Below are 22,998 nucleotides of genomic sequence, written 5' to 3'. Positions count from 1 at the left end.
GGCTCGGGCTGCCGTGGTTCAGCGGGCTCGGTTGCCGTGGTTCAGCGGGCTCGGTTCAGGGTCTGCAGGGCCGCCCTGAGCAGCTGACCCACCTGCGGCGTGCCCCCGGCAGCCTCGGCCTGCGGGGCCACGGCGGCCACGGCCTCGTCGGCCTCCCGGGTCGCGTACCCGAGGCCGATCAGGGCCGCGTGCAGCTGGTCACGCCAGCCGTTGCTAACCGGCGCACCGATCACCGGGGCACCGACCGGCTCGCCCAGGCGGTCCTTCAGCTCCAGCAGCAGCTTCTGGGCGCCCTTCTTGCCGATGCCGGGGACGGCGGTCAGCGCCTTCTCGTCACCGGTCGCCACGGCGCGGCGCAGGGCGTCCGGGGTGTGCACGGCGAGCATCGACTGGGCCAGGCGCGGGCCGACGCCGCTCGCGGTCTGCAGCAGCTCGAAGACCTGGCGCTCGTCGTCGTCCGCGAAGCCGTACAGAGTCAGCGAGTCCTCCCGTACGACGAGAGAGGTGGCCAGCTTGGCCGGCTGGCCGACCCGGAGCGTGGACAGCGTGTTCGGCGTGCACTGAACGGCCATGCCGACGCCGCCGACTTCGACCACCGCGGCGTCGGGAGCGAGGGCGGCGACCGTGCCGCTCACGAAGGCGATCATGCGATGCGCCCTTTCGATGGGTTCGATGCTTTCGTTACGTGCAGGGCGACGGCCTGCTGGAGTCGGTTCTGGGCGGGGGCGCGCCAGATGTGGCAGATGGCGAGCGCGAGGGCGTCGGCGGCGTCGGCCGGCTTCGGCGGCGCGGCGAGCCGCAGCAGGCGGGTGACCATGGCGCCGACCTGGGCCTTGTCGGCGCGGCCACTGCCGGTGACGGCGGCCTTGACCTCGCTGGGGGTGTGCAGGGCGACGGGGATGCCACGGCGGGAGGCGCACAGCAGGGCGACGGCGCTGGCCTGGGCGGTGCCCATCACGGTCCGTACGTTGTGCTGGCTGAACACCCGCTCCACTACGACGAATTCAGGCCGGTGCTCGTCCAGCCACTGCTCGATGCCCTGCTCGACAGCGACCAGGCGGCGGCCGAGGTCGGCGTCCGCGGAGGTGCGGACGACGCCGACGCCGAGCATGGTGAGCGGCCGGCCCGCGACCCCCTCGACGACGCCGACACCGCACCGCGTCAGTCCGGGGTCCACCCCGAGTACGCGCACCGCCCCTCCCTTCGATCGCCTGTTTGTGCAGGCTATCGGGTGCCACCGACAACGACGGGCAAAGGTACGGGCCGACGGGTGTGTCCCGTCGGCCCGTTGAGCCCTGGAGCCCGGCAGCGCTACGCGCCGACCTTCTCCATGATCTCGTCGCTGACGTCGAAGTTGGCGAAGACGTTCTGCACGTCGTCGCTGTCCTCGAGCGCGTCGATCAGCTTGAAGATCTTCTTGGCGCCCTCCTCGTCCAGCTCGACCTGCATGGTCGGGACGAAGTTGGCCTCGGCGGAGTCGTAGTCGATGCCGGCCTCCTGCAGCGCGGTGCGGACCGCGACCAGGTCGGTGGCTTCGCTGATGACCTCGAAGGACTCCCCGAGGTCGTTGACCTCCTCGGCGCCGGCGTCCAGGACGGCCCCGAGGACGTCGTCCTCGGTCAGGTCGCCCTTGGGGACGATGACGACGCCCTTGCGGTTGAAGAGGTACGACACCGAGCCCGGGTCGGCCATGGAGCCGCCGTTGCGGGTCATGGCGACGCGGACCTCGGAGGCGGCGCGGTTGCGGTTGTCGGTGAGGCACTCGATGAGCACCGCGACACCGTTCGGCCCGTAACCCTCGTACATGATCGTCTCGTAGTCGGCGCCGCCGGCCTCCAGGCCCGCGCCGCGCTTGACCGCGGAGTCGATGTTCTTGTTCGGGACCGACTGCTTCTTCGCCTTCTGAATGGCGTCGTACAGCGTCGGGTTTCCGTCCGGGTCGGCGCCGCCCATGCGGGCCGCGACCTCGATGTTCTTGATCAGCTTCGCGAAGAGCTTGCCACGCTTGGCATCGATGACGGCCTTCTTGTGCTTCGTCGTGGCCCATTTAGAGTGGCCGGACATCTGCCTGTCTCCTTCGCGTAACCCATCTCTGTACGAACGCCAGAGATCCTACAAGGACTCCGGTGTCCGGTTGGCGCGCACCATGTCGACGAACAGGGCGTGCACGCGGTGGTCGCCGGTCAGTTCCGGGTGGAACGACGTGGCCAGGGCGTTGCCCTGACGGACCGCGACGATGTGGCCCTCGTGCTCGGCGAGCACCTCGGCCCCGGCGCCGACGGACTCGACCCAGGGGGCGCGGATGAAGACGCCCTCTACAGGATCGCCCTCGATGCCCTTGACGTCGACGGCCGCCTCGAAGGACTCGTTCTGCCGTCCGAAGGCGTTGCGGCGCACGATCATGTCGATGCCGCCGACCGTCTCCTGGCCCGAGCGCGGGTCCACGATCTTGTCGGCGAGCATGATCATGCCCGCGCAGGTGCCGTAGACGGGCATGCCGTCCTGCACGCGCGCGCGGAGGGGTTCCATCACTCCGAAGAGGATGGCCAGCTTGGAGATGGTGGTGGACTCGCCGCCGGGGAGGACGAGGCCGTCGACCTCGGCGAGCTCTTCGGGGCGCCGCACCGGCCTGGCCACGGCGTCGGCCGCGGCCAGGGCGATGAGGTGTTCCCGTACGTCGCCCTGGAGGGCCAGGACGCCTATGACGGGTGCGTCAGTCATGTATGTGCAGTCCTCGTGCTGTTCCTGCGGTGGCTTACCAGCCGCGGGTGGCGTAGCGCTCCGACTCGGGGAGGGTGTCGCAGTTGATGCCGACCATGGCCTCGCCGAGATTGCGGGACGCGTCCGCGATGATCTTCGGGTCGTCGTAGAAGGTGGTCGCCTTCACGATGGCGGCGGCGCGCTTGGCCGGGTCGCCGGACTTGAAGATGCCGGAGCCGACGAAGACGCCCTCGGCGCCGAGCTGGCGCATCAGCGCGGCGTCGGCCGGGGTGGCCACGCCACCGGCGGAGAACAGCACCACCGGGAGCTTGCCGAGCTCGGCGACCTCCCTGACGAGCTCGTACGGGGCGCGCAGCTCCTTGGCGGCGGCGTACAGCTCGTGGTTGTCCAGGCCGCGCAGGCGGGCGATGTCGCCCTTGATCTGCCGCAGGTGACGGACGGCCTCGACGACGTTGCCGGTGCCGGCCTCGCCCTTGGAGCGGATCATCGCGGCGCCCTCGGCGATGCGGCGAAGGGCCTCACCCAGGTTGGTGGCGCCACAGACGAAGGGGGTGGTGAACGCCCACTTGTCGGAGTGGTTGACCTCGTCGGCCGGGGTGAGGACCTCGGACTCGTCGATGTAGTCCACGCCGAGGGACTGCAGGACCTGGGCCTCGACGAAGTGGCCGATGCGGGACTTGGCCATGACCGGGATGGAGACGGCGTTCATGATGCCCTCGATCATGTCCGGGTCGGACATGCGGGCCACGCCGCCGTCCTTGCGGATGTCGGCCGGGACCCGCTCCAGGGCCATGACGGCGACGGCGCCCGCATCCTCGGCGATCTTCGCCTGCTCCGGCGTGACGACGTCCATGATCACGCCACCCTTGAGCTGCTCGGCCATGCCGCGCTTCACACGGGCGGTGCCGGTCTCGGGGGCCTGGGCGGAGTTGGGAATCGTGCTGGACACGGGTGACCTCGCTGAAGTGAAAGAGGATTTGTGCAGCATCGAGGAAACGTGAGTGGACCAGGCCACAGCAAGGGCCAATGGAAAGCCGGTGGATCCTTTTCCGCCCGTGGTGCCACAACGGCTCGGTCCGTGGTGCCGCAACGGCGCTCAGGCCGCCCGGTCCACGAGTGCCGCCGGCGGCTCGTCGTCCATCTCGAACGCCATCGGGAACGGTGCGTGCCCCGCCAGCCGGAACCACCGCACCTTGCGGTGCTCCCGCAGCCTGCGCGCAGCCCCCACCGCGTCGTTGTGGAAGCGGCGCGCCATCGGCACCCTGCGCACCGCCTCGGTCAGCTCCCGCGCCGCCTGCTCTCCCCCGGGCGCCTCGCGGACGGCCTCCACCTGTGGGGCCTCGGCGAACACGGCCCGCAGCGCCTGGCTCAGCTCGCTCTCGGCGACCTCCCGCTGCTCCTCCTCGGCCTGCCGGGCGGCGTGGGCGGCCTCGTACAGCACGATCGAGGCCGCCGGGTCGAGCACCCCGGAGGTGGCCAGTTCCTGGGCCACGGAGGCACGGCGCAGCAGCTGGGCGTCGAGCGCGGCGCGGGCGGCGTCGATGCGGGCGTGCAGCCGGTCCAGGCGCCCCGCCGTCCAGCTCAGGTACAGGCCGACGGCGACGAGCGCGACGAGGATCCAGATGAGGGTTGCGGTCACGGGCGGCAAGGCTACCGGGGTGCCGTCGGGGGGATGCCCTCAGTCGGACACCGCAGACACCGCAGACACCGTCGTCAGTCCCGCGCCAGCCCGAACCGCGCCCACAGCCCCGTGGCACGCTCGTCGGCCGCGACCGCCGCCGCCCCGGCCGTCACCGTCTCGTACACGGACAGGATGTCCGCGCCGACGGTCGACCAGTCGAACCGCCGTACGTGGGCGCTCCCGCGCGCGCGCAGTTCGGCCCGGCGTGCCGGGTCCGCCAGCAGCCGTACGGCCGCGTCGGCCAGCGCATCCGCGTCCTCGTTCGCGAACAGTTCCCCCGCCGCCCCCTGGTCGAGCACCTGGGCGAAGGCGTCCAGGTCCGAGGCGAGCACCGGCGCCCCGGCCGACAAGGCCTCGACCAGGATGATCCCGAAGCTCTCGCCGCCGGTGTTCGGGGCCACGTACAGGTCGATGCTGCGCAGGAAGCGCGCCTTGTCCTCGTCGCTGACCATGCCGAGAAACTCCACGCGCGAGCGCAGCTCCTCGGGCAGTGTCTCCACCGCCTCCTCCTCGTCCCCGCGCCCGGCGACCAGCAGCCGGGTCTGCGGGCGGGCGGCGAGGATCTTCGGCAGGGCCTTCATCAGCACGGGCAGCCCCTTGCGGGGCTCGTCGATGCGCCCGATGAAGCCGATCGTGTCGCCCTGCCACTCGGGCCTGGGCTCGGCCTTGGCGAAGAAGTCGACGTCGACGCCGTTGGGGATGACCACCGCGTCCCCGCCGAGGTGCTCGACGAGGGTGCGGCGGGCGTACTCGCTCACGGCGATCCGCGCGCTGATCTTCTCCAGGGCGGCCTGGAGGATCGAGTACGCGGCGATCATCGCGCGGGAGCGCGGGTTGGAGGTGTGGAAGGTCGCGACGATCGGTCCCTGGGCCGCCCAGCAGGCCAGCAGGCCGAGCGAGGGCGAGGTCGGCTCGTGGATGTGGATCACGTCGAACTCGCCGTCGTGCAGCCAGCGCCGCACCCGGGCCGCCGACAGGAAGCCGAAGTTCAGCCGGGCCACCGAGCCGTTGTACGGGACCGGGACCGCGCGGCCGGCCGAGACGACGTACGGCGGCAGCGGTGTGTCGTCGTCGGCGGGGGCGAGGACGGACACCTGGTGGCCGAGGCCGATGAAGTACTCGGCCAGGTCGCGGATGTGGAACTGGACGCCGCCCGGCACGTCCCAGGAGTACGGGCATACGATGCCGATTCTCACGAGGTTCCCTTCCGGGGAAGCGAGGGATCCTTCGCGGGATCGAGGTCCGCGAGCCACAGGCGCTGCAGCATGTGCCAGTCCTCCGGATGATCGGCGATCCCCGTGGCGAAGGTGTCGGCCAGCGCCTGCGTCATGACAGACGTCTTTTCGGCCCTGGTACCAGTTTCGGGCACCTCGATCGGGGGATGGATGCGGCCCCGCATGACGGGCGAGTCGTCGTACCAGAGCGTGACGGGGAGCAGCAGGGCTCCGGTCTGCTGGGCGAGCAGGGCGGGTCCGGCGGGCATGCGCGCCGTCTCGCCGAAGAACTTCACCTCGACACCGGAGGCGGACAGGTCCCGGTCGGCGACCAGGCAGACCAGGCCGCCGTCGCGCAGCCTGCGGGCCAGGGTGCCGAAGGCGGAGCCGCCGTTGTGCGGGAGGACCTCCATGCCGAGGCCCTCGCGGTAGGCGACGAACCGGTCGTACAGCGTTTCCGGCTTCAGGCGCTCGGCGACCGTCGTGAAGGGGGTCTCCAGCATGGTGGTGACCCAGGCTCCGGCCAGGTCCCAGTTGGCCAAATGGGGCAGCGCGAGGATGACACCGTTGCCCGCGGCGAGGCCGTCGGTCAGGAAGTGCAGGTCCTTGGGCTCGAAGCCGGTCTTGATCCGCTCGGCGCTCCAGGCGGGCAGCCGGAAGGACTCCATCCAGTAGCGCAGGTACGAGCGCATGCCCGCGCGGGTCAGCTCCGCGAGGCCCTCGGGGGTCGCGTCGGGCACCACGCGCGCGTAGTTGCTCTCCAGGCGCTGCACGCCCCTGCCCTGCTGTTTCCAGGCGAGGTCGGCGATGGTGCGGCCGAGCCGTACGGCGACCGGCTCGGGGAGCTTCTTGACGGTGCTCCAGCCGAGGCCGTACAGCGCGTCGGTCAGCCGCTCCTGGGCGCTCACTTCGCCGCCTCGCTGCCCTGGGAGGCGTTCGCCTGCGTGGCCGCGGCCTCCGCCTCCGCGGACTCCCGGCGGACCGTGACGACGCGCTGGATCAGCGTGATGAGGCTGCCGACGGCGACGATCCACAGGGCGATCGGCAGCAGGTACTGGACGCCGGGCACGCCGAACTTGTGCAGGCCCGCCAACCCGGCCGCGACCAGCGAGATCACCAGCCGCTCGGCGCGCTCGACGAGCCCGTTGACGGCGACGGGCAGGCCGATGGACTCGCCCCGGGCCTTGGTGTACGACACCACCTGGCCGCTGGCCAGGCAGAAGATCGAGACGGCGCACAGGACGTTGTCGTGGCCGCCTCCCGCGTACCACAGGGCGAATCCGCCGAAGATCGCGCCGTCGGCGACCCGGTCGAGGGTGGAGTCCAGGAAGGCGCCCCAGCGGCTGGTGCGGCCGAGCTGGCGGGCCATGTTGCCGTCGACGAGGTCGGAGAACACGAACAGCGTGATCACGACCGTGCCCCAGAAGAACTCGCCCCGCGGGTAGAAGACCAGCGCGCCCGCGACCACACCGGCGGTGCCGATGAGCGTGACCGTGTCGGGGCTGACGCCCCGGCGGATCAGAAACGCGGCGAACGGCGTGAGGACACGCGTGAAGAATGCACGCGCGTACTTGTTCAGCATGGCCTTCCCGAGGGTCGGTGTCGCCGGGCGGCCCCTGCTGGCCACCGGCTGGCCCATCGTAGCCACGCGCGCGTGTGCGCGACGGCCGGGCACCCGTACCCCTCGGAGGCAGATCCGGCGGATCGCCCGCAACCGCCGGTGGGCGGCGCGATCGGGTCCTCCGTATGGACGCAGCGTGACGGGAGTGGAAAGCTCGAAGAACCGCGGGCGTCACCGGAGCCGCCACCGCTGGGGCACCTCCCGGACGAAGTCTGGGGGATCCGTATGTCCGCGCCCACAGTGACCTCACCGTGCACGGGAGGCAAGGCCATGGGCGACAAGGCGAACGCACACCCCGGAGCCGCCGGCAGGGCAGTGGCGGCCGACCACCCCGCGTCCGTACGGAATGTGGCGCTGGTCGGCCACAGCGGTTCGGGCAAGACGACTCTGATGGAGGCTCTCGCACTGACGGCGGGAGCGGTGAACCGGGCGGGCCGCGTGGAGGACGGCGGCACCGTCTCCGACTACGACGACATCGAGCACCGGCAGCAACGCTCGGTACAGCTCTCCCTGGTGCCCGTCGAATGGGACGGCATCAAGATCAATCTTCTGGACACCCCCGGATACGCCGACTTCGTCGGGGAACTCAGGGCCGGTCTGCGTGCGGCGGACGCGGCCCTTTTCGTCGTCTCGGCGTCCGACGGCGTGGACGGCTCGACCCGCATGGTGTGGGAGGAGTGCGCGGCCGTCGGCATGCCGCGGGCGATCGTCGTCACGCACCTGGAGGCCGCGCGGGCGGACTTCGAGGAGATGATGCGGACCTGCGCGGAGGCCTTCGGCGCGGACGACCCGGACGCCGTGCTGCCGCTGTACCAGCCGCTGCACGGCCCGCAGGGCCACGACGGGCACGCGCCCGTGACCGGCCTGGTCGGGCTGCTGTCGCAGAAGCTGTTCGACTACTCCTCCGGGGAGCGCAAGGAGTCCGAGCCGGGCGAGGACCAGCTGCCGCAGATGGAGGAGGCCCGCAACCGGCTCATCGAGGGGATCATCTCCGAGAGCGAGGACGAGACGCTCATGGACCTCTACCTCGGCGGTGAGCAGATCGACCTCAAGACGCTGATCGAGGACCTGGAGCGGGCCGTCTCACGCGGGATCTTCTTCCCCGTCCTGGCCGCCGCCCCCGCGGCCGAGGGCGCCAGGCAGGGGCTCGGCACGGTGGAGCTGCTGGAGCTGATCACCGGCGGCTTCCCGACCCCGCTGGAGCGCGAGGCGCCCCGGGTCACCACGCCCGACGGCAAGCCGCGCGAGCTGAAGGCGTGCGATCCGGACGGTCCGCTGGTCGCGGAGGTCGTGAAGACCTCCTCCGACCCGTACGTCGGCCGGGTCTCCCTCGTCCGCATCTTCTCCGGCACCCTGCGCCCCGACGAGACGGTGCACGTCTCCGGGCACGGCCTGGCCGACCGCGGGCACGAGGACCACGACGTCGACGAGCGCATCGGCGCCCTGTCCACGCCGTTCGGCAAGCAGCAGCGCCCCGTCACCCATGCCATCGCCGGCGACCTGGCGTGCGTGGCGAAACTGAACCGCGCCGAGACCGGCGACACGCTCTCGGCCAGGGACGCCCCCCTGCTCATGGAGCCGTGGGAGATGCCCGACCCGCTGCTGCCGCTCGCCATCCAGGCGCACAGCAAGCCGGACGAGGACAAGCTCAGCCAGGGCCTTTCCCGGCTGGTCGCCGAGGACCCGACCATGCGGCTGGAACAGAACCAGGACACCCACCAGGTGGTGCTGTGGTGCCTGGGCGAGGCCCACGCCGACGTCGCCCTGGAGCGGCTGCGCCGCCGGTACGGCGTTCAGGTCGACGTCATCCCGCACAGGGTCTCCCTGCGGGAGACGTTCGCGACCAAGGCAGCGGGGCGCGGCCGGCATGTCAAGCAGTCCGGCGGGCACGGGCAGTACGCCGTGTGCGAGATCGAGGTGGAGCCCCTGCCGGGCGGCTCGGGCATCGAGTTCGTCGACAAGGTCGTCGGCGGGGCCGTGCCGCGGCAGTTCATCCCGTCGGTCGAGAGGGGCGTGCGGGCGCAGGCCGCCAAGGGGGTCGCCGCGGGTCATCCGCTCATCGACGTGCGGGTGACGCTGCTGGACGGCAAGGCGCACTCGGTGGACTCCTCCGACGCCGCGTTCCAGACGGCGGGCGCGCTGGCGCTGCGGGAGGCCGCGGCCGACGCGAAGATCCACCTGCTGGAGCCGGTGGCCGAGGTGACCGTCCTGGTCGGCGACGACTACGTGGGCGCCGTGATGAGCGACCTGTCCGGACGGCGCGGCCGGGTGCTGGGCACCGAGCAGGTGGGCGGCGGCCGCACGCTCGTACGGGCCGAGGTGCCCGAGATCGAGATCGGCCGGTACTCCTTCGACCTGCGGTCCCTGTCGCACGGCACCGCCCGCTTCAACCGCCGCTACGCGCGGCACGAGCCGATGCCGCTCCAGGTCGCCGAAAGGGTGCGTGAACAGGAGCAGGACGCCTCCTAGTTGGAGCGCCCGGCGCACAACCGGCTGCTGTAGAACGCTCCCCTCCGAATCGGCGGCGCGAGTGAGCCGAAGGGGGCGCCGGTGTCGGGAGGCCGACCGCGCGGAGGCCCGACGGGCTGAGCAACGGGCGTCTCCCGGCACCGGCTGGAGCGCCCCGGAGGCGAACGGAGCACGGAGACAAGGGTTTCGGCCGTCCGCCGACGGATGTCGGTGCCTGCGGATACGCTGATGACCTGATCAACAGGTGTGCGCAGCAGGGAAGTCGGGAAGGCCGCAGAAGCGAGGTTGCGGCGATCGGGGGCGGGACATGACCGTTGGGATCGGGTACGAGGACATCTTCGGGCCACAGGTGCCCCGCACGGGGGACGAGAGCCAGACGGCCACCTTCGCGCTGGCCTCGGCGGCCTACCGGGACAACCCGGTCGAGGACATCCTCAAAACCAACAACGAATGGCACCAGTCGGCCGTCAAGACCGGAAAGCTCAAGCTGTTCCGGCCGAACCTCGGCGAGGCCTTCTCCCGCGCGGTGGTCGACCGCATGCTCGGCAGCGGCCGCGATCCGCTCATCCAGTCCTTCGGCACCGAGCCGCAGGTGGTCGTCGAGCACTGCCTGGCGGCCAACCGCATCCGCCGGGAGCGCGACAACCGGCTGACCGCCGTCATGGTGCTGTGCGGCCTGCTGTTCCTGCCCGGGCTGCTGGTGTGGCTGCTGGTCTTCCAGATCCGCACCACCGTCGCCAAGACGGAGAACAAGCAGGCCGGCGCGCTCGCCACCACCCTGCTCGTCGCGGTGGGCGCCCTGGCCGTGATCTTCCTGATCCGCATGCCGTTCACGGGCTTCTGGGCCTGGTACGCACGTGCGGCGGTCGTCCTCCCGGTCGTCGGCTGGTTCTGGGCCAAGCAGATCTGCGAGCGCACGGCACAGGACCTCAGGGGCCGCTGGGACAGCCTTCTCGCAGGCAGCAGCGTCGGCGCCCGCGTCCCCGAGGCGGTGCCCAGCAGCCCGGGTGAGACGGCGGCGGAGCAGCTGCGCCAGTCCCTCGCCAAGCTCAGCGCCGAGCAGCAGTCCAACTCCGTCTTCTACGCCGGCCCCAAGGGCATACTCGGCATGGGCACGCGCTGGGGCGCCTGGCAGCTCGCCGAGGACCTGGTGCCGGCCGACCCCGACCGGGAGATCCACCCCTTCCGCAGCTGGGACGTCATCCGGTCCATCCACGACCAGCTGCGCATGCTGGAGCGCGGCCCGCTGAACACCGGCGGTTTCCCGACACCGTCGATACGGCACTGGATCGTCACGCCGATCGGGGAGAACGCGAAGGCGGTGTCCCGTCCCGAGGGCACCGATGTGGAGGCGTACCAGGTCAAGACGCACGCCATACAGGAGATCTGCAACAAGCAGCAGTTCGGCAGCGGCGATCGGCACTACCTGGGCGTGCAGTGGGTCCTGTGGGACGGCCAGCTGATCATCACGATGCTGATCACGGTGACCGTGCTGCACGAGACCCTGCGGATCGAGGTCACCGGTCATGCGCTGGGCCCGGTGAACTCGCTGTTCACCACCAAGCCGGAGGCACCGACCAAGGAGGTGTCCAAGTCGTTCAAGCCGTGGGAGAGCCGCAAGGTGAAGCTTCCGCTGGTCAACAGCGACGAAGTGGTGCGCCTCGCGGTCCGCGCCCCGCTGACCTGGTATCCGCCGCTGCTGAACTGGCTGGGTGGCACGATCGTGCTGCCGGAGCCGTTCGGGCTGCGGCACGCGTGGGCGGATCAGCCGTGGCGGCACCGGTTCATGGCCGACGATGCGCTGCGCGCGGCCACGCCGGTGCTGCGGGTGGTGCATGCCGCGGCGATGCGGGTGCTGAAGGAGAACGGCGTGGACACGGAGAAGTTCGGCACGCGGTCGTCGTTCCTCAGCACGCAGGTGCAGGACCCGATGCCGCGCAAGGCCGACGTGTACGACGCGTAGGGGGCTCGCCCGTCAAGCCGCGGGCAATCCGCCCCTCCCGGTGCCCACCCGCCCGCGGCAGCCACCGTCAGCTCATCGGCACAGGCCGGCAGCGGCTACGCCGGCCACGCCTCCGCCAGCATCTTTCGCGTGTCGGCCAGCAACTGCGGCAGTACCTTCGTGTGGCCGACGACCGGCATGAAGTTCGTGTCACCGCCCCAGCGGGGCACGATGTGCTGGTGGAGGTGCGCGGCGATGCCGGCGCCGGCCACCGTGCCCTGGTTCATGCCGATGTTGAAGCCGTGCGCGCCGGAGGCGGTGCGCAGGGCCTTCATGGCCTGCTTGGTCAGCTCGGCGAGCTCCGCGGTCTCCGCCTCGGTCAGGTCGGTGTAGTCGGCGACGTGGCGGTACGGCACGGTCATCAGGTGGCCGCCGTTGTACGGGTACAGGTTGAGCACCGCGTACACCTGCTCCCCGCGCTTGACGATCAGGCCGTCCTCGTCGGACTTGGCCGGGATGGAGCAGAACGGGCAGCCGTCGTCGGCCCCCGGACCGGTCGGCTTGTTCTCGCCCTGGATGTAGGCCATCCGATGGGGCGTCCACAGGCGCTGGAACGCGTCCTGCGTCCCCACTCCGATCTGCTGTTCCGGCTCACTCGTCATGCAAGGCAGCATATGGCTTCGCCCGTTCGCGGCGTGTCGGCGGGCCTCGGGCAAGACCGCCCGGGGTAAAGCTGGGCCGATGGACGACGACAGCCGCACGGCCCGCTGGGAGCACCGGGCGGGGGTGCCGCTCGGGGTGGCCTCACTGCTCTATCTCGCCTCGTACGCCGTACGGGTCCTGGGGCCCGAGCTGCCCGGCCCGGTGCGCGATCTATGTCTGGCCGTCTTGTACGCGAGCTGGGCGCTGTTCGTCGTCGACTACGCGGTGCGCTGGCACCTGAGCGGCGAGGGGGTGCACTTCGTCCACCGGCACTGGCTGGACTCGGTGGTGGTGCTGCTGCCCCTCCTGCGGCCGGTGCGCATCGTGCGGGTCTACGACGCCATGCAGGAGCGCCGCCGGGGGCAGCCCCACATGCCGCTGCAGGCGCGGGTGATGCTGTACGCGGGCATGTCGGCCGGGCTGCTCGGCTTCGCCGCGGCGCTCGTCATGTACCAGTACGAGCACGCGGCACCGCACGCGTCGATCCGCACGTTCGGCGACTCCCTGTGGTGGGCGGCCTCCACCCTGGCGACCGTGGGCTACGGCGACGTCGTCCCGGTGACGTTCGTGGGACGGCTGGTCGCGGTGGCCCTGATGGGCTGCGGCGTCGCCCTGCTGGGCGCGGTGACGGGCTCGTTCTCCTCCTGGCTGATGCAGCGGTTCGCACGCGGGGACGACGGCCCAGGGCCCCCGCGGAGCTGAGCTCCCCGGGGGCCCTGGGCCCTGGGTCCCGGACGGGTCAGACCTGTGCCCGCTCCTCCACGACCTTCACGATCTTCGCGATGGCCTCGTCGAACGGGATGCCGTTCTCCTGCGAGCCGTCGCGGTAGCGGAAGGAGACGGCGTTGTTCGCCATGTCCTCGTCGCCCGCGATGACCATGAACGGCACCTTCTGCTTCTGGGCGTTGCGGATCTTCTTCTGCATGCGGTCGGAGGAGGAGTCGACCTCCACCCGCAGGCCCTTCTTCCTGGCGGCCGCGGCGAACTTCTGCAGGTACTCCACGTGCGCGTCGCCGATCGGGATGCCGATCGCCTGGACCGGGGCCAGCCACGCCGGGAAGGCGCCCGCGTAGTGCTCGAGCAGCACCGCGAAGAAGCGCTCGATCGAGCCGAACAGCGCGCGGTGGATCATGACCGGACGCTGCTTGGTGCCGTCCGCGGCCGTGTACTCCAGGTCGAAGCGCTCCGGCAGGTTGAAGTCCAGTTGGACCGTCGACATCTGCCAGGTGCGGCCGATCGCGTCCTTGGCCTGGACGGAGATCTTCGGGCCGTAGAAGGCGGCGCCGCCCGGGTCGGGCACCAGCGGCAGGCCCTGCTTCTCGGCGACCTGGCGGAGGGCCTCGGTGGCCTCCTCCCAGACCTCGTCGGAGCCGACGAACTTCTCCGGGTCCTTGGTGGACAGCTCCAGGTAGAAGTCGGTCAGGCCGTAGTCGCGCAGCAGGTTCAGCACGAAGGTGAGCGTCCTGTCGAGCTCGTCGGCCATCTGCTCGCGCGTGCAGTAGATGTGCGCGTCGTCCTGGGTGAAGCCGCGGGCGCGGGTCAGGCCGTGCACGACGCCCGACTTCTCGTACCGGTACACGGTCCCAAACTCGAACAGGCGCAGCGGCAGTTCACGGTACGAGCGACCGCGCGCGTCGAAGATCAGGTTGTGCATCGGGCAGTTCATGGGCTTGAGGTAGTAGTCCACGCCCTCGTCGAGCTGCATGGGCGGGTACATGCCCTCGGCGTACCAGTCCAGGTGGCCCGACGTCTCGAAGAGCTTCCCCTTGGTCGCGTGCGGGGTGTAGACGAACTCGTAGCCCTCCTCCTCGTGGCGGCGCCGCGAGTAGTCCTCCATCACACGGCGGACGATGCCGCCCTTGGGATGGAAGACGGCGAGGCCGGAGCCGATCTGCTCCGGGATGGAGAACAGGTCGAGCTCGGTGCCCAGCTTGCGGTGGTCGCGCTTCTCGGCCTCGGCGAGGAAGTCCAGGTACTGCTTCAGCTCGTCCTTGGACGGCCAGGCGGTGCCGTAGATGCGCTGGAGCATCGGGTTCTTCTCGCTGCCGCGCCAGTAGGCGGCCGCGTTGCGCATCAGCTTGAACGCCGGGATGTGCCGAGTGGAGGGCAGGTGGGGACCGCGGCAGAGGTCCTTCCAGCACAGCTCGCCGGTCTTGGCGTCCAGGTTGTCGTAGATCGTCAGCTCGCCGGCGCCGACCTCGACGTCCGCGCCGTCCTCGGAGGAGGCCGAGCCCTTGAGACCGATCAGCTCCAGCTTGTACGGCTCGTCGGCCAGCTCCTCGCGGGCGGCCTCGTCGCTGACGACGCGGCGCGAGAAGCGCTGGCCACGCTTCTGGATCTCCTGCATCTTCTTCTCGATGGCCTTGAGATCCTCGGGCGTGAACGGCCGCGCGACGTCGAAGTCGTAGTAGAACCCGTCCTTGACCGGCGGGCCGATGCCCAGCTTGGCCTCGGGGAAGATCTCCTGCACAGCCTGCGCCATCACGTGCGCGGTGGAGTGGCGCAAAATGTTGAGACCGTCCTCGGAGGAGATCTCGACGCCTTCGACGGTCTCGCCGTCCTGCACCTCGTAGGTGAGGTCCTTGAGCTCGCCGCCCACGCGCGCGGCGATGATCGAGCGCTCGCCGGCGAAGAGGTCGGCGGCCGTAGTGCCCGTCGTCACCACGCGCTCTTCCCGCTCGGAATCGCGTTGGATGATCACACGGACGTCTGACACCGGTCTCTCCTGACTGAAGGTGGATTGCGGCGCCATACCAGGAGCGCGCGCATTACGGGATCGTACCGACCCCGGGGCACCGACCGCGAAACGGTCACCCTCAGTTCTCGCCCGCGCACGCCTCCTCGAAGAAGTCCAGGTCCTCCTGCAGCGCCTTCATCAGCCGGTCCCGCTCCTCGTCCTCCACCTGCACGGGTACGACCCCGGAGGCGCCCGTGAGCCTGCGGAACCCGCCCCGGCTCTCCAGCCGCCCGTGCACCCGCACCGGCAGCCCGACGAGGTGCGCGTGCCCGGCGATCCGGTAGTCCTCCTCGTCCAGGGTCACACGGACGTGCGGCACCTCGGCGCCCGCAAGGACCCGAAGCCGTACGGTGCCCGCGCCGCGCGGCTGCGACCTGCGCATCCGCACCACCGCGCCGGTGATCCGCACCGGCACGGACGGCTCCTCGCGCAGGTAGCGGGCGCCGGCCTCGCGCAGCACGGGCAGGTCGCCCGGCGAGAACTCGACGGGCTCGGCGGTGGCCGCGCAGTCCTCGGGGACGCCGGCGGCGGGCGCCCACTCGACGGCGATCCGGGCGCCCTCGGTGCCGCGGACCAGGGCGATGAGGGCCTCGGTGAGCTCGCGGCTGACGCCCGCCTCGACGGCGCCGTCGAAGGCGTCCATGCCGCCGGTGGCCCGCTGGTAGTCGCCGGTGGCCCGCTGGTAGTCGATGGCCTCGCGGACGGCGTACAGCGCCTGGTGGAGCCGCACGGCGAGCGGCCGCCCGGCGCCTGCCGGCACGAAGGCGGTCAGGCGGCGGCCGTCGCCCCCGGAGCCGACGAGGACGTGTTCCAGGGACGCGGCGGCCGACCGCCGGTGCCGGGTGCCGTAGTAGCCCGCACGCGCGCGCGTGGCGAGCGCGGCCGCGAGGAGCATCTGCCGGGCGGCACCGCGCAGCTGCTCCTCGACGGTCCAGGACGCGGCATCGGCCGGCCCGCTGGGCACGTCCCGCCACCAGCGGATCTCGTCGCTGGGCACGGCGAGGGAGACCAGCACCTCGTGCGCGGAGGGCGTGCCGCTGCGGGCCAGGGCGTCGAGCGCCTCGCTGAGCAGGTCCTCGCTGTCGGGGAAGGCGCGGCTCTCCGGCACCAGCAGGCTCGTCCCGCCGCCGCCCGGCCCGGGCGGGGTCCAGCGGCCGTAGCGTCCGGCGGCTCCGCCCCGCCGCTGCCAGCCGTGCCGGTGCAACAGGGCACCGAGGACGGCGGGGTCGACGTCGGCGGGCTCGGGGCGACGGTTCCAGAGGGCGTCGACGGGGTGCGGCCGTACCGGCCGCAGGGGCTCGTCGAGGGGGCGGTGCGTCACGGTCTGCCTCCCGTCCCGACCCGCGTCATGATCTCGCAGAGCGCCCGGTCGTCGAAGATGCGTGAGGTCGGTATCCGCACGGTGGTCCGGCGCCGGCCGGTGATCGGGTGGCCGGCGAGGTTGACCCAGTAGCAGCAGTGCCTGAGGTCGAGCCGGTCGTGGCTTGCGCGCAGCCAGTCGTCCTGGGACCGCGGCACCAGCATCACGACCAGGATCTTGTGCACCGAGACCGGGGTGCGGGCGAGCTTCGCCAGGTGGTCGTTGTCGAGCGTGAAGGAGAAGAAGCGGCCCGGGGGGTTCGGCGGGACCTGGTAGGTGCACTTCAGCTGCACCTTGATGGTCACCTCGTCGTCGACGGTGTGTCCGGGAGCGCTGTGGCTGACGTGCCAGTCGATGCCGTTGTCCGGAAAGGGCTGCGACAGCGAGCAGCCTGCGGCCGCGGCGACCGCGTGCAGATAGCCCACCTGCAGTGTCTCCATGCAGGCGGTGGTGGCGAGTGTGCCGCGAAGGGGGCCCGCACGCTCGGGCAGCAGCCCGCCCCGCTCGGGCTGCGCTATCGCCATTCCAACAGCCTTCCACGCCAGGGGAATCCCCGCTGCGGGCCTCTGAACTGCAAAGACCCGTACTCATGTTGTGTCCTTCCGGCGTAGTGCGCAAACAGCCCGGGTATCACCAAACGGGGCAGTGGACGGCGCGTCAGCCGCCGTGGGTGAACGAGGAGTTGTGGACGTATGACGAGCTGGTACGAGGGGCCGCTGGCCGCGTTCGACACGGAGACCACGGGTGTCGACGTCGAGACCGACCGCATCGTGTCGGCCGCCGTCGTCGTCCAGGACGCCCCGGGCAGCCGGCCACGGATGGCCCGCTGGCTGGTGAACCCGGGCGTGCCGGTGCCGGAGCAGGCGACGGCGGTACACGGGCTGACGGAGGAGCATCTGCAGCGCAACGGGCGCTGGCCTGCGCCGGTGATGTACGAGATAGCCGAGGAGCTGGCGGAACAGGCTGGCCTGGGCCGTCCGCTCGTGGTGATGAACGCGCCGTTCGATCTGACGCTCCTCGACCGCGAGTTGCGCCGTCATCGCGCCTGCGCGCTCGACCGCTGGTTCGAGGCGTCGCCGCTGCGGGTGCTCGATCCGCGGGTCCTCGACAAGCACCTGGACCGCTACCGCAAGGGCCGACGCACCCTCACCGACCTGTGCGCGCACTACGGCGTCGCGCTGGAGGACGCGCACGACGCGGCGGCGGACGCGCTGGCCGCGATGGAGGTCGTCCGCGCGCTCGGCCGCCGCTTCGCGGCCCGCCTGGAACGCCTGACCCCCGCCGAGCTGCACACCCTGCAGACCGGGTGGCACGCGGCCCAGGCCCGCGGCCTGCAGGCGTGGTTCGCGCGCAGCGGCGCGGAGGAGCTGGTGGATCCGGCGTGGCCCCTGCGTCCGGAGCTCCCGGCTGCGGCCTGACATGCGAAAAGCCGGTCCGCCATCAGCAGACCGGCTTTCTCCGGGTGGGCGATACTGGGTTCGAACCAGTGACCTCTTCGGTGTGAACGAAGCGCTCTCCCACTGAGCTAATCGCCCGGGAACGCACTGAACAATACAGGTCTCCGCGGGCTTCCTTCAAACCGCTTCCAGACAGCCGGCCAGTCCCCGCCGTCCGGCGCGCATCATCAGCCAGTGGTTCAGGCGGAAGACGGGCCGCCCCGGCACGGCGAACCGCCTGAGCAGCGGTTTACGCACGTCGACCACCTGGTCGTAGCGGGCGAGGGTGCCGGTCTCTTGCGCGGTGACCGTCCAGCGCGCCCAGCCGTCGACGTCACCGGACATGGCGACCTCCAGGACCCCGGCTGCCGGATCGCGCCGCACTTCACGGGCGGTGAAGGTCATGTCATAGGGGAGGAGCGAGCGGATCCGGACGACGGCGGTCGACTCGTCGACGCGGACCACCTCCCGTACTTGACGCCACCACCGCGGATAGTCCTCGACCCGCTCCAGCACCTCGTACACGGTGGCGGGCGGCGCGGGCAGGGACCACAGGCTGCGGAAGCGGTAATGGGTCCAGTCCATGGGCAGAGTCTGCCCGCACGCGGGAGCCCGGAGCCGCATATGAGTACGTTCTGAGTACGCGCACTCATGTCGTACGATGTGACGGCGACCACACTCCGAGGCATGACGTACCTTCCGCCCCCGGCCGAGGAGTTGCGGCTCCTCGATGCCGAGCTGCGGCAACTGGACGCCCGTCGCGCCCAGTTGCTGGCGCGCCGCGCCTGGCTGGTCGCCACCCTCCGGTCCCCGGCACCGGCGCAGGCACCGGCCGCGCCCCGCCCCGAGGCCATGGCGCCCCGCCCCGAGGCCACCGCGCCGCGCGTGCAGAACGTGCTCCTGCTGCTCGGCGGGGTCCTGCTGATCATCGCGGCGATGGCGTTCACGCTGGTCAGCTGGGGTCACCTCGGCATCGCCGGCCGCGGCCTGGTCCTCGGCGCCCTCACCCTGGCCGTACTCACCGCGCCGGTCCCGCTGCTGCGCCGGGGCCTGCGCTCGACGGCCGAATCGGTGGCGGGCCTCGGGCTCGCCCTGACGGTCCTCGACGCCTACGCCCTGCACGAGACGGTGTGCACGCGGGTCGACGGCACGGCGTACGCGGCGGTCGCGGCGGCCGCACTGGCGGGGCTGTGGGCGGCGTACGGGGCCGGGCTCGGGGCGCTGCCGGGCAGCGGCCGGACGCGGACGGCGCAGCCCGGCGCGGCACGGCCGACGCGGCCCGGCACGCGTCCGGATGCCGTCGAGCCGGGCGCGACGAAGCCCGTCCCGGACGCGGCAGGGCTACGTCTGCCGCTTCCCGCCGCCTTGATCGCGGCCCAAGTCCCGCTGGTCCTCTGGGCGATCGCGGCCTCCGCGGGCCCGTACGGTGTCACGGCCGCCCTGCTGGTGACGGCCGGGTTCGACACAGGTGTGGCGCTCCGGGTGACCGCCGGGCCCAAACGTGTCGCCGCCACCGTCGGCGCGTACGTCGCCGGTGCCTGGGGCGTGCCGGCGGCCGGCTGGCTGTCGTGGACAGCGGCCGGTCCGAGCGCCGCCGCCCGTGCGGCGGCGCTCCTCCTCCTCGCGGCAGCGATCGCGCTCGGCGCGGCGCGGCGGCTGCCGCACCCGGTGAGCGCCGGCGGTCACGCGCTGGCCGCCGGTCTCCTCGTCGTCGCCGGGTCCGGCGGCGTCCTGCGCTCGCTGCTGCCCGACGTCTGGACGGTACCGGCCCATCTGGCGTGCGGCATCGCCCTGTTGGGAGCGGTGAAGGCCGGTCGGCTTCCGGAGGCGGTGCGGCGGGGCCTCGCCGCGGCCTCCGGAGCCGTACAGGCCCTGGCGGTGCTGTGGACGCTGCCCGTCGTCGCGGTCGCGCTGCTCGGGCCGGCCGGCTGGGCGGGCCGGGCGTGGTCCGGGGCGCCGGCCGACGCCCGGGACGCGGTGACGGCCGACGTGCCCTGGCCACCGCTCGCGGCCACGGCTCCCCTCGTCCTCGTCGCCGTCGCCACGGTCGTGGCGGTGGCCGTCCGCACCATCAGCGACACCACCTGGGGGGCCCGAGCCCTCGGCGGCGCCCTGACCCTGGCCTGGTCGGCAGCGCTCGTCCTCCCGGCGACGCTGGAACTGCCGTACTCCGTGGGTCTGTTGGCGGAGGGCCTCACGACGGCGGGGCTCCTGCTCCTCACGGTCCACTCCCCCACCACCCTCGCGCGGCTCCTGCGCCGCGCCCCCACCGACTCGGCCACTGGCCCCGCGCCCCTGACGCATCACACCCCCACCGTCCTGGCCCTCCTCACCTCTGCGAGCCTCGCCCTCCTCTCCCTGGCCTCCGAACCCGCCACCCTCACGGTGCTGGCGCTCCTCACCGCCCTGTTCGCCGGCGCCGCCCGGCGTCCCGCCCCCGCCGCCGCCTCCCTCGCGTACGCCACGGCGCTCGCCTGCGCGACGGGCGCCCTGCTGGGCCGGCAGCGGGAGCACACGGCGCTTCTCGTTCTCGCGGTCCCCGCGGCCGCGGCGCTGCTCGCGACCCGGGTCACCGGTGCGACCCGGACGGCGGTCGAGGTGACGGGAGCCGCGGCAGGGCTGGTCGCCGTCGGGCTCGCGGTGACCGACGCGCCGATGCTTGCCCTCGTCCTGGCCCTGTGCGGCGCCATCGCCGCGGGCACGGCGATCCGCGCCGACCGACGCGCCACCGGCTACGCGGCCGCGGCCCTGTTCGTGCTGGCCGGCTGGGTGCGGCTGGCGTCCTGGGGCGTGGGGGCCACGGAGGCGTATACGCTGCCGGTGACCGTCCCGGCGCTGATCGTGGGCGCGCTGCGCAGGCGCCGCGATCCCCTGGCTTCGTCCTGGACGGCGTACGGCGCCGGGCTCACCGCGACGCTCGTGCCGAGCCTCGCCGCCGCCTGGAGCGACCCGCACTGGCCACGTCCGCTGCTGCTGGGCGCGGCGGCGCTGCTGCTCACCCTGCTGGGCGCCCGCCACCGGCTGCGGGCACCGCTCCTGCTCGGCGGCGCGGTGCTCGCCCTGGACGCCCTGCACGAGCTCGCCCCCTACCTCGTCCAGGTGACCGACGCCCTCCCCCGCTGGGTGCCTCCCGCGCTCGCCGGACTGCTGCTCCTCGCCGTCGGGGCGACGTACGAGCAGCGGCTGAAGGACGTCCGGCGGGTGCGGGAGGTTCTGGGGAAGATGTACTAGCCGGCGGCTAGGGCATCCTGTCGCCCAGCAGCGCCAGGTTCTCGATGGCGGCGAGGCCGTAGAGCTCGGTGTCGTCGGTGGACACCCAGGCGGCCTCGCTGCCCGGGACCAGGGTGACCGGGCCGGTCAGGTCCTGTGTCTTCCACGGCGCGGACTCGGTGTAGCCGTCCGAGCCGTGGAACTTCGTCCATGCGCGCTTGGCGAGGGTCGCGTCGCCGGTCTGGACGGCGGCGTACGCGTCGAGGCGCGAGTGGCCCTGGAAGACCAGCAGGGTGCCGAAGTCGGAGCCGTAGCGAGCCTTCTGCTCGGCCTTGGTGGCGTTGAAGTAGCGGCAGCAGTCGAGGTAGGCCTCCTTGAACTCGGGCATGTCGACGAGGTGGATCAGCTCGGCGCACAGCTCGTTGAGGCCGAAGACGGCCGACAGGTGGGAGACGGAGACGACGGGCGTGTCCGCGACGGCGAACCGCAGCGCCGGTAGGTAGTGTTGGCGATGCGCTGCTGCTTGGCGCTGTCGGCGAAGTGCTGCACGCCGTGCCGGGTGCCGAGGCCGGCCCAGTCGCCCAGGTGGTAGACGTCGACCTCGCCGGTGTGCCGGGTCATCGCCTCGGCGAAGCGGACGATGTACGCGCGGCCGCTGCGCAGGTACGCGTACCAGAGCCAGAGGTCCGGGGACAGTTCGGAGTTGTCCCAGGCGTAGCCGCTGACGTCGTACCGCCACACGTGCCGGACCGGGTCGTAGGTGTGCATGATGTCGCCGTAGTCCCAGAAGCCGTACCAGCGGCGCATCTCCACCTGATCCTTGTAGTAGGTGAAGAGGAAGTCGAGGTGGTCCTCGATCTTCGCCTTGGCCGGGGTCGAGCGGTCGGGCTCGGAGTACAGGCCGGGGCCGAAGACCTTGGCCTTGATGAGCTGCTGGGGCGGGGCGGCGAGCTGCGGCAGCACCCGGACGGCCTTGACCTGTGCGGCGAGTTGCTCGGGCATGGGTGTGGAGGCGTTGGTTCACAAGAGGAGACGACCAGAGCCATGGTGTTGGAGCCGACGGGAATGCCGAGCTGCTTGCCGTCGACCTGGCCGACCTCGGTGACACCCGGGCGGAAGTTGTCCAGCTTCAGATTGCCCGCGTCGATCTGCGACTTGAGGTCGAGCAGGACACCCCTCCTGTCGTACTTCCGAAGAAAAGTGACGGCGTTTTGGAATACGTCCGGGGATTTCCGCCCGGCTCCTGAGTCTGGAACTTCTCCCAGAAAGAGACGTAGTCCTGGAAGTCCGTCTTCACCTTGATCTTCGGGTACTTCTTCTCGAGAGCGCGATGGACCGATTGATCCTCTTGGCGCGTTCTTCGGCACCCCACCACGAGTAACGGATCGTCACCGCCCCATCCCCGGAACCGCTTTCACCGCCGCACCCTGCCGTCGCACCCAGGCCGAGGGCGGCCACGGAAGCACCGGCCGCCTTCAGGATCGTTCACCTCTCGATATTCCTGCTGGTGCCCGCCGTCGGGCCCTCCCCGCAGCGTCGTCCATCGCCATGAATCGTTTCAAGCAAGCGCTTGCTGGCACAAGGTACGGAGGGCCCGGAGGTGCGTCAATGGTTCGGACAGGAATTTCTTGCCCGCTCGGCCGGGTCGCGGCGAGGGCGGCGGACGTGCGGCGGTCGACCGGTCGATGCCGCAGGTGGGGGGCGTGCGGCCGGGATGCCGAACGGGAGGCGACCCGCGGTCCGGGTACGACGCACGGCCGGAAGGCGCCCGCGGACCCCGGCCGGCCGTCCGGCCCGGCCGGGGCCCACGACGGCGGCCCGCCTGCACGATCGCAGGCGGGCCGCCGTTGCCGGGTGGGCGATACTGGGTTCGAACCAGTGACCTCTTCGGTGTGAACGAAGCGC

At 71.6% G+C, this 22,998-nt stretch carries 19 protein-coding genes, 1 tRNA gene and 2 pseudogenes; 5 read left to right on the top strand and 17 right to left on the bottom strand.

What is annotated here, in order from left to right; translation table 11 throughout:
* Nucleotides 1–41: 41 nt before the first annotated feature.
* The 9 genes from ruvA to pgsA all read right to left on the bottom strand — a co-directional run bounded on the left by ruvA (nt 42) and on the right by pgsA (nt 7,255).
* Entirely contained in the window at nt 42–647 is a 606-nt protein-coding gene (ruvA, locus tag ABZV31_RS28380) for a Holliday junction branch migration protein RuvA (protein ID WP_355899397.1), read from the bottom strand.
* Nucleotides 644–1,192 (bottom strand): crossover junction endodeoxyribonuclease RuvC, encoded by a 549-nt coding sequence (gene ruvC, locus ABZV31_RS28375; protein WP_355899394.1) that lies wholly within the window; start codon nt 1,190–1,192, stop codon nt 644–646. The genes ruvA and ruvC overlap by 4 nt, the downstream gene beginning before the upstream one ends.
* Before the next feature lie 119 nt (nt 1,193–1,311).
* Complete coding sequence (locus ABZV31_RS28370) at nt 1,312–2,064, bottom strand: YebC/PmpR family DNA-binding transcriptional regulator (protein ID WP_355899393.1); 753 nt, start codon at nt 2,062–2,064, stop codon at nt 1,312–1,314.
* A 48-nt stretch (nt 2,065–2,112) separates the two neighbouring features.
* The gene (gene pdxT, locus ABZV31_RS28365) at nt 2,113–2,721 is read right to left on the bottom strand and encodes a pyridoxal 5'-phosphate synthase glutaminase subunit PdxT (RefSeq protein ID WP_355899390.1); all 609 of its coding nucleotides are present in this window, start codon (nt 2,719–2,721) and stop codon (nt 2,113–2,115) included.
* Nucleotides 2,722–2,755: 34 nt separating this feature from the next.
* Nucleotides 2,756–3,709, bottom strand: a complete 954-nt coding sequence (pdxS, locus tag ABZV31_RS28360) for a pyridoxal 5'-phosphate synthase lyase subunit PdxS (RefSeq protein ID WP_355899388.1) — start codon at nt 3,707–3,709, stop codon at nt 2,756–2,758.
* Nucleotides 3,710–3,817: 108 nt separating this feature from the next.
* On the bottom strand, nt 3,818–4,360 hold the full coding sequence (locus ABZV31_RS28355) for a hypothetical protein (protein WP_355899386.1): 543 nt from the start codon (nt 4,358–4,360) through the stop codon (nt 3,818–3,820).
* Between the two features lie 74 nt (nt 4,361–4,434).
* The gene (locus ABZV31_RS28350) at nt 4,435–5,598 is read right to left on the bottom strand and encodes a glycosyltransferase family 4 protein (RefSeq protein ID WP_355899383.1); all 1,164 of its coding nucleotides are present in this window, start codon (nt 5,596–5,598) and stop codon (nt 4,435–4,437) included.
* A complete protein-coding gene (locus ABZV31_RS28345) occupies nt 5,595–6,524 on the bottom strand; it encodes a phosphatidylinositol mannoside acyltransferase (RefSeq protein ID WP_355899381.1) in 930 nt (309 codons plus the stop codon). The genes ABZV31_RS28350 and ABZV31_RS28345 overlap by 4 nt, the downstream gene beginning before the upstream one ends.
* On the bottom strand, nt 6,521–7,255 hold the full coding sequence (pgsA, locus tag ABZV31_RS28340) for a phosphatidylinositol phosphate synthase (protein WP_355899507.1): 735 nt from the start codon (nt 7,253–7,255) through the stop codon (nt 6,521–6,523). The genes ABZV31_RS28345 and pgsA overlap by 4 nt, the downstream gene beginning before the upstream one ends.
* 252 nt (nt 7,256–7,507) lie before the next feature.
* On the opposite strand from pgsA, the gene ABZV31_RS28335 reads away from it, so the two are divergent.
* Complete coding sequence (locus ABZV31_RS28335; protein WP_355899378.1) at nt 7,508–9,706, top strand: elongation factor G-like protein EF-G2; 2,199 nt, start codon at nt 7,508–7,510, stop codon at nt 9,704–9,706.
* A gap of 307 nt (nt 9,707–10,013) precedes the next feature.
* On the top strand, nt 10,014–11,669 hold the full coding sequence (locus ABZV31_RS28330) for a hypothetical protein (RefSeq protein WP_355899375.1): 1,656 nt from the start codon (nt 10,014–10,016) through the stop codon (nt 11,667–11,669).
* A 95-nt stretch (nt 11,670–11,764) separates the two neighbouring features.
* Here the strand turns inward: ABZV31_RS28330 and ABZV31_RS28325 are convergent, their stop codons facing one another.
* Nucleotides 11,765–12,322, bottom strand: coding sequence for an HIT domain-containing protein (locus tag ABZV31_RS28325; protein WP_355899372.1), 558 nt, complete (start codon nt 12,320–12,322; stop codon nt 11,765–11,767).
* Nucleotides 12,323–12,389: 67 nt separating this feature from the next.
* Here ABZV31_RS28325 and ABZV31_RS28320 point away from each other — a divergent pair, with 67 nt between their 5' ends.
* Nucleotides 12,390–13,052, top strand: coding sequence for an ion channel (locus tag ABZV31_RS28320; protein ID WP_355899369.1), 663 nt, complete (start codon nt 12,390–12,392; stop codon nt 13,050–13,052).
* A gap of 37 nt (nt 13,053–13,089) precedes the next feature.
* On the opposite strand, the gene thrS is transcribed toward ABZV31_RS28320, so the two are convergent.
* From thrS to ABZV31_RS28305, 3 genes are all read right to left on the bottom strand, one after another.
* Entirely contained in the window at nt 13,090–15,066 is a 1,977-nt protein-coding gene (gene thrS, locus ABZV31_RS28315) for a threonine--tRNA ligase (protein ID WP_355899366.1), read from the bottom strand.
* 100 nt (nt 15,067–15,166) lie between these two features.
* A complete protein-coding gene (locus ABZV31_RS28310) occupies nt 15,167–16,408 on the bottom strand; it encodes a hypothetical protein (protein ID WP_355899363.1) in 1,242 nt (413 codons plus the stop codon).
* The gene (locus tag ABZV31_RS28305) at nt 16,405–16,971 is read right to left on the bottom strand and encodes a DUF4365 domain-containing protein (RefSeq protein ID WP_355899361.1); all 567 of its coding nucleotides are present in this window, start codon (nt 16,969–16,971) and stop codon (nt 16,405–16,407) included. The genes ABZV31_RS28310 and ABZV31_RS28305 overlap by 4 nt, the downstream gene beginning before the upstream one ends.
* A 168-nt stretch (nt 16,972–17,139) precedes the next feature.
* Between ABZV31_RS28305 and ABZV31_RS28300 the strand changes: the two genes are divergently transcribed.
* Complete coding sequence (locus tag ABZV31_RS28300) at nt 17,140–17,865, top strand: 3'-5' exonuclease (RefSeq protein WP_355899358.1); 726 nt, start codon at nt 17,140–17,142, stop codon at nt 17,863–17,865.
* A gap of 45 nt (nt 17,866–17,910) precedes the next feature.
* On the opposite strand, the gene ABZV31_RS28295 is transcribed toward ABZV31_RS28300, so the two are convergent.
* Both ABZV31_RS28295 and ABZV31_RS28290 read right to left on the bottom strand, forming a co-directional pair.
* Nucleotides 17,911–17,982, bottom strand: a tRNA-Val gene (locus tag ABZV31_RS28295).
* 39 nt (nt 17,983–18,021) lie between these two features.
* Nucleotides 18,022–18,468, bottom strand: a complete 447-nt coding sequence (locus ABZV31_RS28290) for an SRPBCC family protein (protein WP_355899356.1) — start codon at nt 18,466–18,468, stop codon at nt 18,022–18,024.
* Between the two features lie 66 nt (nt 18,469–18,534).
* On the opposite strand from ABZV31_RS28290, the gene ABZV31_RS28285 reads away from it, so the two are divergent.
* Complete coding sequence (locus tag ABZV31_RS28285) at nt 18,535–21,114, top strand: hypothetical protein (protein WP_355899353.1); 2,580 nt, start codon at nt 18,535–18,537, stop codon at nt 21,112–21,114.
* A gap of 7 nt (nt 21,115–21,121) precedes the next feature.
* Here ABZV31_RS28285 and ABZV31_RS28280 read toward each other — a convergent pair.
* Together ABZV31_RS28280 and ABZV31_RS28275 are read right to left on the bottom strand one after the other, a co-directional pair.
* Nucleotides 21,122–22,104: pseudogene (locus tag ABZV31_RS28280) on the bottom strand (hypothetical protein); the annotation flags it as partial.
* Between the two features lie 20 nt (nt 22,105–22,124).
* A pseudogene (locus ABZV31_RS28275) lies at nt 22,125–22,575 on the bottom strand (extracellular solute-binding protein); the annotation flags it as partial.
* Nucleotides 22,576–22,998: the final 423 nt, after the last annotated feature.

This window comes from Streptomyces sp. NPDC005202 (assembly GCF_040608235.1).
Taxonomy (GTDB): domain Bacteria; phylum Actinomycetota; class Actinomycetes; order Streptomycetales; family Streptomycetaceae; genus Streptomyces.
The sequence above is the reverse complement of the archived record's forward strand: the minus strand, read 5'-3'. Positions and strand labels throughout refer to the sequence as shown.